The organism is Achromobacter sp. 1014246743, from assembly GCF_059760725.1.
The window spans coordinates 1-15,368 of record NZ_JCBANA010000006.1; the positions used below are offsets into that span (position 1 = coordinate 1).

At 67.3% G+C, this 15,368-nt stretch carries 17 protein-coding genes; 10 read left to right on the forward strand and 7 right to left on the reverse strand.

From position 1 onward, the window contains the following. Nucleotides 1-81 precede the first annotated feature (81 nt). On the reverse strand, nt 82-1,245 hold the full coding sequence (metK, locus tag AC6LJ2_RS03975; protein WP_263912967.1) for a methionine adenosyltransferase: 1,164 nt from the start codon (nt 1,243-1,245) through the stop codon (nt 82-84). 276 nt (nt 1,246-1,521) lie between these two features. Between metK and AC6LJ2_RS03980 the strand changes: the two genes are divergently transcribed. From AC6LJ2_RS03980 to xerC, 5 genes are read left to right on the forward strand one after another with little or no spacing between them, the layout of a single operon-like run. Continuing rightward, on the forward strand, nt 1,522-2,388 hold the full coding sequence (locus AC6LJ2_RS03980) for a lysophospholipid acyltransferase family protein (RefSeq protein ID WP_498150852.1): 867 nt from the start codon (nt 1,522-1,524) through the stop codon (nt 2,386-2,388). Between the two features lie 47 nt (nt 2,389-2,435). Further along, complete coding sequence (locus AC6LJ2_RS03985) at nt 2,436-3,326, forward strand: lysophospholipid acyltransferase family protein (protein ID WP_263912969.1); 891 nt, start codon at nt 2,436-2,438, stop codon at nt 3,324-3,326. Nucleotides 3,327-3,386: 60 nt separating this feature from the next. Further along, nucleotides 3,387-4,298 (forward strand): diaminopimelate epimerase, encoded by a 912-nt coding sequence (gene dapF / locus AC6LJ2_RS03990; protein ID WP_498150853.1) that lies wholly within the window; start codon nt 3,387-3,389, stop codon nt 4,296-4,298. 3 nt (nt 4,299-4,301) lie between these two features. Next, nucleotides 4,302-4,979: a DUF484 family protein gene (locus tag AC6LJ2_RS03995; RefSeq protein ID WP_263912971.1), complete on the forward strand. Its 678-nt coding sequence runs from the start codon at nt 4,302-4,304 to the stop codon at nt 4,977-4,979. A 22-nt stretch (nt 4,980-5,001) separates the two neighbouring features. After that, a complete protein-coding gene (xerC, locus tag AC6LJ2_RS04000) occupies nt 5,002-5,979 on the forward strand; it encodes a tyrosine recombinase XerC (RefSeq protein WP_263912972.1) in 978 nt (325 codons plus the stop codon). Nucleotides 5,980-5,989: 10 nt separating this feature from the next. Here xerC and AC6LJ2_RS04005 read toward each other — a convergent pair whose 3' ends face one another. From AC6LJ2_RS04005 to AC6LJ2_RS04030, 6 genes are read right to left on the reverse strand one after another with little or no spacing between them, the layout of a single operon-like run. Next, nucleotides 5,990-7,084: a nickel/cobalt transporter gene (locus tag AC6LJ2_RS04005; RefSeq protein WP_498150891.1), complete on the reverse strand. Its 1,095-nt coding sequence runs from the start codon at nt 7,082-7,084 to the stop codon at nt 5,990-5,992. A gap of 50 nt (nt 7,085-7,134) precedes the next feature. Beyond that, nucleotides 7,135-7,728 carry a DUF1007 family protein gene (locus tag AC6LJ2_RS04010; protein WP_263913083.1) on the reverse strand — a complete coding sequence of 198 codons (594 nt, stop codon included), beginning with the start codon at nt 7,726-7,728 and terminating at the stop codon, nt 7,135-7,137. A 50-nt stretch (nt 7,729-7,778) separates the two neighbouring features. Further along, nucleotides 7,779-8,762, reverse strand: a complete 984-nt coding sequence (locus AC6LJ2_RS04015; RefSeq protein WP_498150854.1) for a metal ABC transporter substrate-binding protein — start codon at nt 8,760-8,762, stop codon at nt 7,779-7,781. Between the two features lie 20 nt (nt 8,763-8,782). Next, nucleotides 8,783-9,649 carry a metal ABC transporter permease gene (locus tag AC6LJ2_RS04020; RefSeq protein WP_498150855.1) on the reverse strand — a complete coding sequence of 289 codons (867 nt, stop codon included), beginning with the start codon at nt 9,647-9,649 and terminating at the stop codon, nt 8,783-8,785. Further along, nucleotides 9,646-10,368 (reverse strand): metal ABC transporter ATP-binding protein, encoded by a 723-nt coding sequence (locus tag AC6LJ2_RS04025; RefSeq protein ID WP_263912975.1) that lies wholly within the window; start codon nt 10,366-10,368, stop codon nt 9,646-9,648. Before AC6LJ2_RS04025 ends, AC6LJ2_RS04020 begins: the two co-directional genes overlap by 4 nt. After that, entirely contained in the window at nt 10,365-10,535 is a 171-nt protein-coding gene (locus AC6LJ2_RS04030; protein ID WP_263912976.1) for a hypothetical protein, read from the reverse strand. The genes AC6LJ2_RS04025 and AC6LJ2_RS04030 overlap by 4 nt, the downstream gene beginning before the upstream one ends. 151 nt (nt 10,536-10,686) lie before the next feature. Here AC6LJ2_RS04030 and AC6LJ2_RS04035 point away from each other — a divergent pair, with 151 nt between their 5' ends. The 5 genes from AC6LJ2_RS04035 to hslU all read left to right on the forward strand — a co-directional run bounded on the left by AC6LJ2_RS04035 (nt 10,687) and on the right by hslU (nt 15,261). Beyond that, nucleotides 10,687-11,190, forward strand: a complete 504-nt coding sequence (locus AC6LJ2_RS04035; RefSeq protein WP_006224833.1) for a Fur family transcriptional regulator — start codon at nt 10,687-10,689, stop codon at nt 11,188-11,190. Between the two features lie 288 nt (nt 11,191-11,478). Then, nucleotides 11,479-12,588, forward strand: a complete 1,110-nt coding sequence (locus AC6LJ2_RS04040; RefSeq protein ID WP_498150856.1) for a CobW family GTP-binding protein — start codon at nt 11,479-11,481, stop codon at nt 12,586-12,588. A gap of 127 nt (nt 12,589-12,715) precedes the next feature. Further along, nucleotides 12,716-13,180: an RNA polymerase-binding protein DksA gene (gene dksA / locus AC6LJ2_RS04045; protein ID WP_006216410.1), complete on the forward strand. Its 465-nt coding sequence runs from the start codon at nt 12,716-12,718 to the stop codon at nt 13,178-13,180. 129 nt (nt 13,181-13,309) lie between these two features. Continuing rightward, on the forward strand, nt 13,310-13,849 hold the full coding sequence (gene hslV / locus AC6LJ2_RS04050) for an ATP-dependent protease subunit HslV (RefSeq protein WP_263912978.1): 540 nt from the start codon (nt 13,310-13,312) through the stop codon (nt 13,847-13,849). Between the two features lie 77 nt (nt 13,850-13,926). Further along, the gene (gene hslU, locus AC6LJ2_RS04055) at nt 13,927-15,261 is read left to right on the forward strand and encodes an ATP-dependent protease ATPase subunit HslU (RefSeq protein WP_199164738.1); all 1,335 of its coding nucleotides are present in this window, start codon (nt 13,927-13,929) and stop codon (nt 15,259-15,261) included. Nucleotides 15,262-15,368 lie beyond the last annotated feature (107 nt).

Consider the following 15,368-nt stretch of genomic DNA (forward strand, 5'->3'; position numbering starts at 1 on the left):
CTGTAGCCCCGGTTGCTGCCCACAAAGAAAAGCGCCCCTGCAAGTTCATGCAGGGGCGCTTTTTTGCTGGAAGCGGGCAGCTTAGAGCGCCTTCTTCAGTTCCTGGACCTTGTCCGTGGCTTCCCACGAGAATTCCGGCTCGGAACGGCCAAAGTGGCCATAGGCGGCGGTCTTGGTGTAGATCGGGCGCAGCAGGTCGAGCATGTTCACGATGCCCTTCGGACGCAGGTCGAAGTGCTCGCGCACCAGCTTGGCGATCTGGTCGTCGGGAATGACGCCGGTGCCTTCGGTGTAGACGGTGATGTTGATGGGCTCGGCCACGCCGATGGCGTAGCTGACCTGCACCTGGCACTGGCGCGCCAGGCCGGCGGCCACGATGTTCTTGGCCACGTAGCGGGCGGCGTAGGCAGCCGAGCGGTCGACCTTGGACGGATCCTTGCCCGAGAACGCGCCGCCGCCGTGCGGGCATGCGCCGCCGTAGGTGTCGACGATGATCTTGCGGCCGGTCAGGCCGCAATCGCCTTGCGGGCCGCCGATGACAAAGCGGCCGGTCGGGTTGACCAGGAACTTGGTCTGGGGCGTGATCAGGCCTTCGGCGAAGCTGGGCTTGATGATGTCTTCGATGACGGCTTCGCGGATGGTTTCCTGCGTGACGTCGGGCGCGTGCTGGGTCGACAGCACCACGGTGTCGACTTCAGCCGGGCGGCCGTCGATGTAGCGGAAGGTCACTTGCGACTTGGCGTCCGGGCGCAGCCACGGCAGGCGGCCGTCCTTGCGCAGTTCGCTCTGGCGCTGGACCAGGCGGTGCGCGTACCAGATCGGGGCGGGCATCAGGTCGGGGGTTTCGTCGCAGGCGTAGCCGAACATCAGGCCTTGGTCGCCCGCGCCCTGGTTCAGGTAGTCTTCCGAGCTGCGGTCCACGCCCTGGGCGATGTCCGGCGACTGCTTGTCGTAGGCGACCAGCACCGCGCAACCCTTGTAGTCGATGCCGTATTCGGTGTTGTCGTAGCCGATGCGGCGGATCGTGTCGCGTGCGACCTGGATGTAGTCGACGTTGGCGGTGGTGGTGATTTCACCGGCCAGCACGACCAGACCCGTGTTGCACAGGGTTTCGGCGGCGACGCGCGCGTTGGGGTCCTGGGTGAAGATGGCGTCCAGAATCGCGTCGGAAATCTGGTCGGCGACCTTGTCGGGGTGCCCTTCGGAAACGGATTCGGAAGTGAAGAGAAAGTCGTTGTTGGCCACAGATGCGTCCTTTCGTGTCCGGCACAGCCGGAACATAGGTTCACGAGGCGCGTAGCACCCCGGACTGCATTGACATACGCTGATCTGGGCGCGACGCTTTAGCGGATTTGGCAAGAGACGCGCAATGCGCTGCCCCCTGCCGTCGCCCCGCAAGTTGTCGGTTAACTCGGCGACCTGCCGATTTTAAGCGAAAATGCCGTACTTATGCTTGTGCCGGGGGTGGGGTCTTTCCCGCGAGCACAGGCATTACCATGCCCGATCTCACCCCTTTGCCGCATGCTGCTCGCCCTGTTTCGCCTGTTTGCCTCCTTGCCCCTGCCCGTCGAGCACGCGCTGGGGCGCCTGCTCGGCCGCGTCGCCTATGCGTTCCCGGGCAAGTACCGGCGCCGCCTGCAGGCCAATGCGGCGCAGGCCGGCTACCCCGGCGCGGCCTTCGCCCGCCAGGCCGCCGGCGAGGCCGGCGCGATGATCCTCGAAATGCCCCGGGTCTGGTTCCGCAATGAGCAAAGCCTGGCCCAGGTCGTGTCGGACGACAATGCGGTCGTGGACGCTGCCCGCGCCGAAAACCGCGGCATCCTGTTCCTGACCCCGCACTTGGGCTGCTTCGAGATCACCGCCCGCTACCTGGCCCGCCAGATGCCCATGACCGTGATGTTCCGCCCGCCTCGCAAGGACATCCTGGCGCCGCTGCTGGAAACCGCGCGCAACAGTTCGGCCGTCATTGCCGTACCCGCCACCATGCAGGGCGTACGCGAATTCGTACGCGCCCTGCGCCGCGGCGAATCGGTCGGCATGCTGCCCGACCAGGCCCCGGGCGTCGGCGACGGCGTCTGGGCACCGTTCTTCGGCCGCATGGCCTACACCATGACCCTGCCCGGCAAGCTGGCCAGCCAGACCGGCGTGCCGATCATCCTGACCGCTGGCGAACGCCTGCCCGGTGGCCGCGGCTGGCGCATCCACTACGTGCGCGTGCCCGAGCCCCTGCCCGCCGACCCGCAGGCCCAGGCCGCGCTGCTGAACGCCGCCATGGAAACCCTGATCCGCCGCTGCCCGCGGCAATACCTCTGGAGCTACAACCGCTATAAGACCCCGCGCGGCGCACCGCCCGCGCCCGTCGACGGCGCCGCGGCCGAGCCCGGCTGACGCCCGCGCCCCCTCCGCCGCCCTGGTCTTATGCCCCTATTTTGCCCATGAACGAATCCAAAACGCGCACGCTGGTTTCCCTGCTGAAATGGTTCGGCCGCATGCGGCCCGCCACGCGCCAACGCATCGGCGCCACGCTCGGCTGGCTGGCCATGCGCCTGGCCAAATCGCGCACCCGCATCGTGCGCCGCAACCTCGAACTGTGCTTTCCCGACCAGCCTGAAGCCGTGCGCGAACGCTGGGTGCGTGAACATTTCCGCGCCCTGGCGCAATCCATCGTCGACCGCGGCGTGCTCTGGTACGGCACGCCCGAGGCCATCAAGGACATGGTCACCCAGAGCGGCGCCGAACGCATCAACGAACTCACCGCCCAGGGCCGCAGCGTCATCCTGCTGGCCCCCCATTTCATCGGCCTGGATGCCGCCGCCACCCGGCTCACCATGGAAGTGCCCAGCGCGGCCACCATGTACACCCCGCAAAGCGACCCGCACATCGACGCCGTCGTGGCCGCCGGGCGCGCCCGCTTCAACGAAGTCTTCCTGGTCAGCCGCAAGGACGGCGTACGCGAACTGATCCGCCACCTGCGCGCCCCGCGCCCGGTGTACTACCTGCCGGACATGGACTTCGGCCGCCAGGGCGCCGTGTTCGCGCCGTTCTTCGGCGTCCAGGCCGCCACCTTGCTGGCGACCGCCCAGCTGGCCAAGAAGTGGGACGCTGCCGTGCTGCCCATCCTGGATTTCTGGAACCCCGAAACCGGTCGTTACCACGCCGAAGTCCTGCCACCGCTGGAGAACTTCCCCGGCGACGACTCGCTCGAAGAGGCCACCGCCCGCCTGAACCGCGAACTCGAGGCCTGGGTGCGCCGCTGCCCCAGCCAGTACTACTGGGTCCATCGCCGCTTCAAGACCCGGCCGCCGGGCGAAGCCAAGATCTACTAGGTCACCGCCCCCGCCGCGGACAGATCGACTGCGGCGGCGCGCCCGGTTTCCCGAGCCAGAATGGGCGATAATCCCCCCATGAACTGGAACTTCACCAAAATGCATGGCGCAGGCAACGACTTCGTCGTGCTCGACGGCGTTCGCCAAGTCATCGACATGACGCCCGAACGCGCCCGCGCGCTGGGCGACCGGCACTTCGGCATCGGCGCCGACCAGATCCTGCTGGTCGAACGCGCCACGCGCCCCGACGCCGACTTCCGCTACCGCATCTTCAACTCCGACGGCAGCGAGGTCGAACACTGCGGCAACGGCGCGCGCTGCTTCGTGCGCTTCGTGCACGAGCAGGGCCTGTCCGACCGCAATCCGCTGCGCGCCGAGATCGCCACGGGCATCCTCGTCCTGGACGAAGGCGACGACGAACAAGTCACGGTCGACATGGGCAGCACCCGCTTCGACCCGGCCGCCCTGCCGTTCGACACCGCCGGCCTGGCCTCGCACGCCGAAGGCCAGGACACCCTGTGGGAACTGCCGCTGGATACGCCCGCCGGCCTGCCGCGCAGCGTCAGCCTCTCGGCCGTGGCCATCTCCAACCCGCACGCGGTGCAGGTGGTCGACAACGTCGACACCGCCCCAGTCGCCATCGTCGGCCCGCTGGTCGAGACCCACCCGCGCTTTGCGCGCCGGGTCAACGCCGGCTTCATGCAAATCGTCGATCGCCACAACATCCGGCTGCGCGTGCACGAACGCGGCGCCGGCGAAACCCTGGCCTGCGGCACCGGCGCCTGCGCCGCCGTCGCGGCCGGCATCCGCCGTGGCCTGCTCGATTCCCCGGTGCGCGTGCAAACGCGCGGCGGCGTGCTGACCATCGCCTGGACCGACGGCCAGTTGCGCATGACCGGCCCGGCCGAATCCGTCTTCACGGGGCAGGTCGACATCGACAAGCTCGTCTTCTCCATGGCGCTGAACCGATAACCCATGACCGATACCGCTTTCACCGCCCAGGACATCGCCAATTTCCTGCAGGAACACCCCGGCTTCTTCGATGCACACGCCGACGTCTTCGCGACGCTGCAAGTGCCGCATCCGCATGGGTCGCGCGCCATTTCTCTGGGCGAACGCCAGATCCTCACGCTGCGCGAACGCAATCGCGAACTCGAATGGCGCCTGAACGAACTGGTGCACAACGCCACCGCCAATGAAACCATCGGCGGCCATGTCGCCAAATGGTGCTGCCGCCTGCTGTCCGAAAACGATCCTCAGCTCCTGCCCGGCGAAATCGCCCTGGGCCTGGCCGAGCAGTTCGACATCAACCACGTCGCGCTGCGCCTGTGGAACCTGCCCGACCTGCCCGAAACTGGCTACGGCGAACCCGTCACGCAAGACGTGCGCACGTTCGCCGACAGCCTGAAAACGCCGTATTGCGGCACCGATACCGCCTTCGAAGCCGCCGGCTGGCTCGATGCCAAGCCCAAGTCGCTGGCCCTGGTGCCGCTGCGCCTGGAAGCCGATGGCGCCAGCGTCGGCCTGCTGGTGCTGGGCTCGGACGACGCCGAACGCTTCACGCCCGACATGGGCACGGCGTTCCTCGAATCCATCGGCCAACTGGCCTCGGCCGCGCTGCACCGGCTGAACCCGGCCGCCCCCAAGGCCTGACCCCATGAAGGCGGGGGCTCCCATGCAGGCACCGCAAGCACCGGACGCCCCCCTGCCCGACCCGATGGTCGCCTGGCTACGCCATCTGGAAGCCAACCGCCGCTATTCCCCGCATACGCTCGACGGCTACCGGCGAGAACTGCACTTCCTGCGCGACCTGGCCGAACGCGCCAAGCTGCCGCTGGACACCCTGGGCAACGGCCACATCCGCCAGTTCGTGGCGCGGCTGCACGCCCAGGGCCGCGGCCCGCGCAGCCTGGCACGCACGTTGGCAGCGTGGCGCGGCTTCTATCAGTGGTGGGCGCCGGTCGTCGGCCTGGCCGGCAATCCCGTCGCCGGCGTACGCGCCCCCAAGGCGCCTCGCGGCCTGCCCAAGGCCCTGTCGGTCGAACAGACCCAGGCCCTGCTCGACCGCCCCCAGGCGCAGGTCGCCACCGAGCCCGCCGCGCTGCGCGACCAGGCCATGTTCGAATTGCTCTATTCGAGCGGGCTGCGCCTTTCTGAACTGGTGGGGCTGGACCTGCGCTACGAGCGCTCGACCCAGTACGAATCACGCGGCTGGCTCAACCTGGACGATGCCGAAGTCATCGTGCTGGGCAAGGGCGGCAAGCGCCGTTCGGTGCCGGTAGGCCAGGCGGCCCTGGTGGCGTTGCGACGCTGGATCGAAGTCCGCCCACAGTTGGCCCCGCCCGCCGCGCAGCCCGAAGATGCGGCCGCGCTGTTCCTGGGCGCGCGCGGACGACGCATCTCGCCGCGCGTGGTGCAGCTGCAACTGGCGCAGATCGCGCAGACCGCCGGCCTGCCCACCCATGTGCATCCGCACGTGCTGCGCCACAGCTTCGCCAGCCACGTGCTGCAATCCGCCCAGGACCTGCGCGCCGTCCAGGAAATGCTGGGCCACGCCAACATTTCCACCACCCAGATCTACACCCGGCTCGACTTCCAGCACCTGGCTCGCGCGTACGATCAGGCGCATCCACGCGCCGGCCGCAAATCCTGACGCTGGCCGCTCAGCCGCCGCCCGCCAGCATTCCGCCCAAGAGCAGCACACCCAACGCCAATACGGCCAGGGCAGCCAGGGCTTCCACGCCATAGCGCAGCCGCGCCGCGCCCACGCTGGACAGTCGGCCGCCCAGGGCCGTTGCCGCCCCACCCGCGGCCACCGCCAGGCAAGCCAGCGCGGCGACCGTCAAACCCGTGCCCAGGCCCATCGCCAATGCCGACGCCACGCCCGCCAGAAAGAATCCCTGCGACAACGCGAACACCAGCACGATCAACGCGCCGCTGCATGGTCGCAACCCCACGGCCAGGATCGCCGACCCGGCACGTCGCCAATTCAACGGCCCGGCCACCTGCTCCGGCGGCGGCACATGGACATGACCGCAACCGCAGTCGTCGTGATGATGATGCGCATGATCGTGCGCAGCGCCGTGCAGTGCGCTCGGCAACGCAACTGCGGCAGAGCCCTGCCGCACAGGCGCCGCCTGCACCGAAATGGCCCGCAACGCCGCAGCCCCCTTCAAGGCCGGGCGGGGCGGGGCGGCCGCGGACGGCCCTGGCCCATGAATGCCAAGCTCGGCGGGCGGCACCGCTAAGGCGCGCCGCCGCCGCAACGGCCGCAGCGCCTTGACCCACACCAGCCACGCGCCCAACAACGTCACCAACGCATACGAGGCCAGCTCCAACCAGCGCGTCGCCTGGTTCATGGTCGCTGCCGTCGCGTTGAAGACAAGCGCCAGCACAGCCACCATCGCGATCGCCACCAGCGCCTGCACCAGCGACGACACCAGGGCCAGCAGGGCGCCATTGCGCGCGGTCTGCCGGTTGGCCACGACATATGAGGAAATCACCGCCTTGCCGTGCCCCGGCCCCAGCGCGTGGAACACGCCGTACGCGAACGACAGGCCGATCAGCATCCAGGCCGCGCCGCCGTCCGCCTGCCAGGCTCGTACCGCGCCCGTCAGCTGACGGTAGAAATGGCTTTGCCACACCGACACCTGGCCGAAAAAGCTCGCCAGCCAGCTTGGCCCGCTCATGCCCGCACCGCTTTCCGGCACGCCAAACGGATGCGCACCCTGCGCGTTGGCCGTCCCGGTCCAGGCCATGACGGCCAACGCCAACAGCCACGCGCAGGCGGCGGCCGCACCGCCCGCCGTCAGGCGCATTGCACCTCGATGCGGTGCGTCAGCCCCTTGGTGATGGCGAAAAGCTCTTCCGGCAGTGCGTCCGGATCGGCCGGGATCGCGGCCAGCTGCTGCATGGTGTTCCAATCCAGTTCCTTCGGCTTGCGGTAAGCCGGCTTGCAGGCCGCCGCGCCGGGGCCACCCAGCGTGACAGCGCCCTTTTCGTCAAAGGCGTAGGCCACGAAATAGGTCGGGTCGTAGATGTCCACCTGGGCGCCTGCGGCGTCCAGCGCCGCGGGCTCGGCCAGCGGCAAGGTGAATGCCAGGGCCAGACGGCCCGTCTTGGGGTTCCAGGTCACGCGCGCATCACGCGGCGCGGCGAACGCCGCGGTCTTGCCCGCCACCGTGACCCGCGTGAAATAGTGCGACACCGGCTCGCCCAGCGCCTTCATCCAGTCTTCTGCCATGCCTTTCAAGGTGTCGTCGGCGAGCGTGCCGCCCTTGCCCTTCTTCAGGCCTTGCGTGGCATAGGCGCCAAACATCTCGTCGAACAGCCAGACCTGCCGCACCGCGGTGATCCGGTGCTGCTCGTCCAGGTCGACCACCGCGCGGGCGTCGATCCACATGTGCGGGTGGGCGTTGGCGGCGCTGGCCGCCAACGCGCCCGTCACGGCAATCAGGGCTGCAAGGCCGCGGCGAGCTGACGTACGTTCCATTCAAACATTTCCAGGTAGGTGGCGCCGGGTTGTCCGGGCTTGGACAGCGCATCGGAATAAAGCGTACCACCCACCTTGGCGCCCGTTTCGCGCGCGATCTGCTGCACCAGGCGCGGGCTGGTGATGTTCTCGACAAACACCGCCGGCACCTTCTCGCGCTTGACCTGTTCAATGATGCGCGCCACGTCACTGGCCGCAGGTTCGGCGGCGGTCGACATGCCCACCGCGGAAATGAATTCCACCCCATAGGCGTCACCGAAATAGCCGAACGCATCATGCGACGTGACGACCTTGCGGCGTTCCGCGGGAATCGCCGCAAAGGTCTTGCGCACCGACGCGTCGGCGGCCTGGATGCGAGCGATGTAGGCATCGGCGCGCTTGCGATAGGCGTCGGCATGGACCGGGTCCGCGGCGGCCAGGCCGTCTGCCACGTTGCGCGCGTAGATCACGCCGTTGGCCAGGTTCTGCCAGGCGTGCGGATCGGCGTCGCCGTGGCTGTGGCCCGCGTCGCCATGGGCGTGGGCGGCGTGGTCATGATCGTGGTCCTTGCCGCCGTGATCGTGGCCATGCCCGGCGAACTTGCGCGCCGCGACCCCTTTGGACGCCACCACGGTCTGGCCCGAAAAGCCGGACGCCTTGACCAGCCTGGGCAGCCAGGCCTCGAAATCCAGCCCGTTCACGAACAGCACTTTCGCGGCCGCCAGTTTCTTGGCATCCGCTGGCGTAGGCTCGTATTCATGGGCATCGCCGTCCGGTCCGACCAACGTCGTCAACTGCACGTCTTCGCCGCCCACTTCGCGCACGATGTCGCCCAGGATGGAAAAGCTGGCCACGGCCTGCAACGGCTGGGCGGCATGCGCCAGGCCGAAGGCCGCGGACAGCCACAGGCCGGCAGCGGCCAGCAAGGCGCGGCGGCGCGACAGCGCCAGCGATAGGGAAGTCATAGCGAATCTCCTTGAGGGGATCAGGCCCGGCGCGATCTGCGCGGCGCCCGCAGCAACCCGCCTTGCGGGCCGCAAACGATGGAAAACAGGTAACAGACGCCGGCGGCCAGGATGATCGCGGGCGAGGCCGGCACATTGAAGTGATACGAAACCAGCAGGCCGGCGACCGATGCGGCCACGCCAACCCCTGCCGCCAACGGGATCTGCCCTGCTGCCGAACGCAGCCAGAAGCGCGCCGCGGCGGCCGGCAGCATCATGATGCCGACCACCATCAAGGTACCCAGCACCTGGAAACCCGCCACCAGATTCACCACCACCAGCACCAGGAAGCCCATGTGCACCCAACCGCCGCGCCCGCCGCTGGCCCGCAGAAAGCCCGGGTCCAGGCATTCCGCCACCAGCATCCGGTACAGCGCCGCCAGGACCACCAGCGTGACGCTGGCCGTCGCCGTCACCAGCAGCAGCGCGGCGTCATCCAGCCCCAGCACGGTGCCGAACAGCACATGCAGCAGATCCATGTTGGAGCCACGCAGCGACACCAGCAGCACCCCCAGGCCCAGCGAGATCAAATAGAAGGCGGCGAAACTGGCGTCTTCGCGCAGCGGCGTCAGCCGCGCCACCAGTCCGGCCAGCAAGGCCACGGCCAGGCCGGTCGCGACGCCGCCCAGCATCATCGCGCCCAGCGACAGCCCGGACAGCAGGAAACCCGCCGCCACGCCCGGCAGGATGGCGTGCGACATTGCGTCGCCCATCAGGCTCATGCGGCGCAAGACCAGGAACACCCCCAGCGGCGCGGCCCCCAGCGACAAGGCGCAGGCCCCGGCCAGCGCGCGGCGCATGAAACCGTAATCAAGAAAAGGCGACACGACCCATTGCAGCGCGCTCATGCGAACGCCCCCACGTGCCATTGACGTGCCGTCTTCAGGTTCTTGTCGCACAGCGCAGCCTCGGTATCGCCCCAGGCCACCACCGAGCCGGACAGCAGCAGGCACTGCGGAAAATGACCGCGCACCATGTCCAGGTCATGCAGCACGGTGATCACGGTACGACCCTGGCCATGCAGGCCGCAGAGCAACGCCATCAGGTCATCGGCGGTGTGGCTGTCCACCGCGGCGAAGGGCTCGTCCAGCAGCAGCACCGGCGCATCCTGCACCAGCATCCGTGCGAACAGCGTGCGCTGCATCTGCCCGCCAGACAGCGTGTCCACCGCGCGTCCGGCCATGCCTGCCAGGCCCACCGTATCCAGCGCATGCAGGCAGCGGTCGATTTCCTCGGCCCCGTAGCGCCGCCAGGCGCCGACCCGGCGCCACGCGCCCATTGCCACCAGGTCCAGCACCGACACGGGAAACGATCGGTCCAGTTCGGCCGCCTGGGGCAGCCAGGCCAGTTCCGAACGGCCGGCCCCACCGACGGTGACGCTGCCTGACAACGGCCGCAGCACCCCCATGATGCCCTTGATCAGCGTCGACTTGCCGGCCCCGTTCGGCCCGACCACGGCGGTCATCGCACCCGGCTCGAAACGACCCGACACGCCGCGCAGGGCCGCGTGCCCATGCCAGCCGAAGGACGCGTCCCGCAGTTCGATGGCGACCGGCACGGCGCTCATCGGGGCCACCAGTCCATCGCCCAGCCCGTCAGGGCCCACAGCGCCGCGGCCGCGGCCAGCGCATAGGCCATGCGGCGCCAGGCAGAGGCCAGGAAGCTGGAGCGGGAAAGCGTGCCCGCCCCCGGCGCGGCGCCGGGCCGCGGGGGCAAAAGCGTGAAGTGAGACATGAAACCGGCAGGCTGCGAAACAGATTTATTATGTTATATCATAACTAACAAGGCTTGAAAGGGCGCCTTTCGCCCGCATCAGGGTGTTTTCTGCTACCTTCCTGGCATCTCGCGCGCGTCGCGCGCGTCCCTAATTCAGATGAAGCCCGCCATGCCCGCTCCGCCCCGTTCCCCCCGCAGCGACACCGTAGGCGCCCAGCTCAGCGTCGCCGAGACGTTGTGCGAACAACGCGGCCGCCGCCTCACCCCCATCCGCCGCAAGGTGCTGGAACTGCTGCTGCGCCACGGCCGCAGCCTGAAGGCCTACGAACTGCTGGACGCCATGCGCGAAGTCCACCCCGGCGCCGCGCCTCCCACGGTGTACCGCGCCCTGGACTTCCTGATGGATGAAGGCCTGATCCACCGCCTGGACGCGGTCAACGCCTGGAGCGCCTGCCATGATGCCGGCGGCGCACCGCATGACCTGCTGGTGGTCTGTACCGGCTGCGGCGCGGTGGCCGAAGTCTCCGACCCCGCCATGAGCCGCCAGTTGGCCGAACGCGTCGCCCAGACGGGCTACGCCCTGGCCACCCACGAAACCGAGATCCGGGCCCTGTGCCCGCAGTGCCAGCAGAAGCAGCCCGCCGACGCCGGCCACCACCACCATCACCACTGAGGCGCCCGATACGCGCCTGTCGCAGGGCAGGCGCAAGGGCCCTGGCCGACAATCCTGGCCCCCGCCTGATCCGGACCTTGAAATCCGGAAAATTGCCCCAAAATAGTGATATCGCCCGATACTTGACGGCGTACAGCCGCGATCTGGGCGGCTCTGGCCCCCGGGTTGGCCCGGGGTTTGCCCCCTGCCCCCGACTGTGCTGTAATCCTGCGTCCGGCCGCTATAGGCGGCCCTCGCAGCCTGTGGCAGCGACTCTTCGCCGCCTTACTTCACGCAAGCAGCTTCGCCATGAACACCCCGCGCAGTTTGGACAAAATGGTTCCCGTCACCATCCTCACCGGCTTTCTCGGTGCGGGCAAGACCACCCTGCTCAAACGTATCCTGACCGAATTCCACGGCCGCCGTGTCGCGGTCATCGAAAACGAGTTCGGGCCGGAAAGCATCGACAACGACCTGCTGGTCCAGGACAGCGATGAAGAAATCATCGAACTGTCCAACGGCTGCGTCTGCTGCACGGTGCGGGGCGACCTGATGCGCACCCTGTCCGAGCTGCGCGCCAAGCGTGAAGCCGGCACCCTGAATTTCGAACGCGTCATCCTGGAAACCACCGGCATGGCCAACCCCGGCCCGGTGTGCCAGACGTTCTTCATGGACGACGACATCGCCGAGTACTACCGCCTGGACGCGGTGGTCACGGTGGTCGACGCCAAGCACGGCATGGCCACGCTGGACGAGCAGCCCGAAGCCCAGAAGCAGGTCGGGTTCGCGGACCGCATCCTGATTTCCAAGAAAGACCTGGTCAACGAAGTCGACTACGAAGCGCTGCGCAACCGCCTGGTGCACATGAACCCGCGCGCGCCCATCACCGCGGTCAACTTCGGCGACGCCGACCTGAAGTCCATCATCGACATCAGCGGCTTCAACCTGAATTCCATTCTCGACATCGACCCGGAATTCCTGGCCGATGAGCACCCCGACGCCGCCCACGGGCACGACCATGGGCACGATCACGGCCATGATCATGACCACGGTCACGACCACGACGGCGACTGCGGGGCGCATTGCAATCACGCACATCATCACCACCACAAACACGACGATGAAATCGGCGCGTTCGTGTTCCGTTCCAACAAGCCGTTCGATCCCGCTCGCCTTGAGGAATTCCTGGGTGGCGTGGTGCAGGTCTATGGTCCCGACCTGCTGCGCTACAAGGGCATCCTGTACATGAAGGGCATCAACCGCCGCATGTTGTTCCAGGGTGTGCACATGATGATGGGCGCCGAACCCGGCAAACCGTGGACCGCGGCCGAAAAACCGTCCACCAAGATGGTCTTCATCGGACGCAAGCTGCCCCAGGAAATTTTCACCCGGGGCTTGGAGCAGTGCCTGGCGGGGTAATCCCCTTTTTGGATACGTGACTCGATGCGACGAAGGCAGTACTGTGAGGTACGGATAGCGTAGGCAGCAAGCACACGGACCGGGAAGAACCGCCCGCGCCAGGATCGATTCATAGTGGAGTGTTTTCATGGCTACCAAGGCAGCAACCAAAAAATCAAGCAAGTCGACGAGCGATACGGCGATTGATCTGCCCAGCGAGAAGGAATTGCTGGCCATGCCCGAGTCCGACTACATGAACGAACGCCAGCTGGCTTTCTTCAAGGAACGGCTCAAACAACTCGAACAGGACATCCTGGCCAACGCCGGCGAAACCACCGAGCACCTGCGCGAAACGCAGTTCGTGCCCGATCCCGCCGACCGCGCCACCATCGAGGAAGAACACGCCCTTGAGCTGCGTACCCGCGACCGCGAACGCAAGCTGCTGAAAAAGGTGCAACAGTCCATCGCCCGCATCGACAGCGGTGAATACGGCTGGTGTGAAGAAACGGGCGAACCCATCGGCGTTCCGCGCCTGTTGGCCCGCCCCACCGCCACGCTGTCGCTCGAAGCCCAAGAGCGCCGCGAAATGCGCCAGAAGCTGTACGGCGACTGATCCGTCCCGTTTTCCGGCGTCACCCTGAAAGGCTATGCTGCCCCCAGCATGGCCTTTTTTATTGGCGTCGCGCTGAGTCTTGATTTCCCCTGGATCGCCCCCAGCTAGTCCTTTCAAAGGAAGGAACGCATGGAACAATTTCACGCCACCACCATCGTGTGCGTGCGTCGCGGTAACCGCGTCGCACTGGGCGGCGATGGCCAGGTCACCCTGGGCAACATCGTCATCAAAGGCACGGCGCGCAAGATCCGCCGCCTCTACCACGACAAGATCCTGGCCGGTTTCGCCGGCGCCACCGCCGATGCGTTCACGCTGCAGGAACGCTTCGAGGCCAAGCTCGACAAACACCAGGGCAACCTGATGCGCGCCGCGGTCGAACTCACGCGCGACTGGCGCACCGACCGCGTCCTGCGCCGGCTCGAAGCCATGCTGATCGTGGCCGACGCCGAGCACACGCTGGTGCTCACCGGCAACGGCGACGTCCTCGAACCCGAACACGGCCTGGCCGCCATCGGCTCCGGCGGCGCCTATGCCCAGTCGGCCGCCCTGGCCCTGCTGCGCAACACGGAACTGCCGCCCGAGACCATCGTCAAACAATCTCTCGAGATCGCTGGCGACCTCTGCATCTACACCAACCAGAACCACGTCATCGAAACGCTGGGCGACTGACGCCGCCGCGCGGCGCAGCTTCCTGCGCCGCGGCGCGCGTCCCCCAGCCAGCCCTAGCTTTCCAAGGATTCGCCCTCATGTCCGCATCCAACATGACGCCCGGAGAGATCGTCTCCGAACTCGACAAATACATCGTCGGCCAGAACCGCGCCAAGCGCGCCGTGGCGGTCGCCCTGCGCAACCGCTGGCGCCGCCAGCAGGTCGCAGAACCCCTGCGCCACGAAATCCACCCCAAGAACATCCTCATGATCGGCCCCACCGGCGTGGGCAAGACTGAAATCGCCCGCCGCCTGGCCAAGCTGGCCAACGCGCCGTTCATCAAGATCGAAGCCACCAAGTTCACCGAAGTGGGCTACGTGGGCCGCGACGTCGACACCATCATCCGCGACCTGACCGAATACTCGATCAAGCAGACGCGCGAACTGGAAATGCGCCGCGTGCGCACCCAGGCCGAAGACGCCGCCGAAGACCGCATCCTGGACGCCCTGGTGCCGCCCCCGCGCGGTGCCTCCGGCGAACCCGAACGCGGCGAAGACAACAGCGCCCGCCAGACCTTCCGCAAGCGCTTGCGCGAAGGCAAGATCGACGACCTCGAAATCGAGATCGAAGTCGCCCAGGCTGCGCCGCAGATGGACGTCATGACGCCCCCCGGCATGGAAGAAATGGCCGAGCAACTGCGCGGCATGTTTGCCGGCCTGGCCCGCGACAAGAAGAAGTCCAAGAAAATGAAGGTGCGCGAAGCCTTCAAGCTCATCGTCGACGAAGAGGCCGCCAAGCGCGTCAACGAAGAAGACCTGCGCACCGCCGCCATCAATAACGTCGAACAGAACGGCATCGTCTTCCTGGACGAAATCGACAAGATCGCAGCCCGCCAGGAAAGCGGCGGCGCCGACGTCTCGCGCCAGGGCGTGCAGCGCGACCTGCTGCCGCTGGTCGAAGGCACCACCGTCAACACGCGCTACGGCATGGTCCGCACCGACCACATCCTGTTCATCGCGTCGGGCGCCTTCCACCTGGCCCGCCCGTCGGATCTGATCCCTGAACTGCAGGGCCGCTTCCCGATCCGCGTCGAGCTCGAATCCCTGACCGCCGAAGACTTCGTCCGCATCCTGTCCGACACCGATGCCTCGTTGACCAAGCAGTACACGGCGCTGATGGCCACCGAAGACGTGCAGCTGGAATTCACCGACGAAGGCGTGCGCCGCCTGGCCGAACTGGCCTACGACGTCAATGAAACCACCGAGAACATCGGCGCCCGTCGCCTGTACACGGTGATGGAAAAGCTGCTCGACGAACTGTCGTTCGACGCCACCTCCAGCAGCGACAAGACCGTCAAGATCGACGCCGCCTACGTCAATGCGCAACTGGCCGAAGCCGCCAGCAGCCAGGACCTGGCCCGCTACGTGCTGTAGGCACTGCCCCGGCCACCAAGGCAAAGAAGGCCCGCCGCAAGCGATTGCGGCGGGCCTTTTCCATTGTTCGAGCGGCGCTCGCCCGCACAACCCCGGGGCGGGCCGCG

Excerpts from the sequence above, each read along its gene's own strand:
- AC6LJ2_RS03980 (WP_498150852.1), top strand. The coding sequence starts at position 1,522 with ATGCTGCTCGCCCTGTTTCGCCTGTTTGCCTCCTTGCCCCTGCCCGTC.
- AC6LJ2_RS04010 (WP_263913083.1), bottom strand. The coding sequence starts at position 7,728 with ATGTGGATCGACGCCCGCGCGGTGGTCGACCTGGACGAGCAGCACCGG.
- AC6LJ2_RS04005 (WP_498150891.1), bottom strand. The coding sequence starts at position 7,084 with ATGGCCTGGACCGGGACGGCCAACGCGCAGGGTGCGCATCCGTTTGGC.
- xerC (WP_263912972.1), top strand. The coding sequence starts at position 5,002 with ATGCAGGCACCGCAAGCACCGGACGCCCCCCTGCCCGACCCGATGGTC.
- AC6LJ2_RS04015 (WP_498150854.1), bottom strand. The coding sequence starts at position 8,762 with ATGACTTCCCTATCGCTGGCGCTGTCGCGCCGCCGCGCCTTGCTGGCC.
- AC6LJ2_RS04025 (WP_263912975.1), bottom strand. The coding sequence starts at position 10,368 with ATGAGCGCCGTGCCGGTCGCCATCGAACTGCGGGACGCGTCCTTCGGC.
- AC6LJ2_RS04030 (WP_263912976.1), bottom strand. The coding sequence starts at position 10,535 with ATGTCTCACTTCACGCTTTTGCCCCCGCGGCCCGGCGCCGCGCCGGGG.
- AC6LJ2_RS04035 (WP_006224833.1), top strand. The coding sequence starts at position 10,687 with ATGCCCGCTCCGCCCCGTTCCCCCCGCAGCGACACCGTAGGCGCCCAG.
- hslV (WP_263912978.1), top strand. The coding sequence starts at position 13,310 with ATGGAACAATTTCACGCCACCACCATCGTGTGCGTGCGTCGCGGTAAC.
- hslU (WP_199164738.1), top strand. The coding sequence starts at position 13,927 with ATGTCCGCATCCAACATGACGCCCGGAGAGATCGTCTCCGAACTCGAC.
- AC6LJ2_RS04040 (WP_498150856.1), top strand. The coding sequence starts at position 11,479 with ATGAACACCCCGCGCAGTTTGGACAAAATGGTTCCCGTCACCATCCTC.
- dapF (WP_498150853.1), top strand. The coding sequence starts at position 3,387 with ATGGGCGATAATCCCCCCATGAACTGGAACTTCACCAAAATGCATGGC.
- AC6LJ2_RS04020 (WP_498150855.1), bottom strand. The coding sequence starts at position 9,649 with ATGAGCGCGCTGCAATGGGTCGTGTCGCCTTTTCTTGATTACGGTTTC.
- AC6LJ2_RS03995 (WP_263912971.1), top strand. The coding sequence starts at position 4,302 with ATGACCGATACCGCTTTCACCGCCCAGGACATCGCCAATTTCCTGCAG.
- AC6LJ2_RS03985 (WP_263912969.1), top strand. The coding sequence starts at position 2,436 with ATGAACGAATCCAAAACGCGCACGCTGGTTTCCCTGCTGAAATGGTTC.
- dksA (WP_006216410.1), top strand. The coding sequence starts at position 12,716 with ATGGCTACCAAGGCAGCAACCAAAAAATCAAGCAAGTCGACGAGCGAT.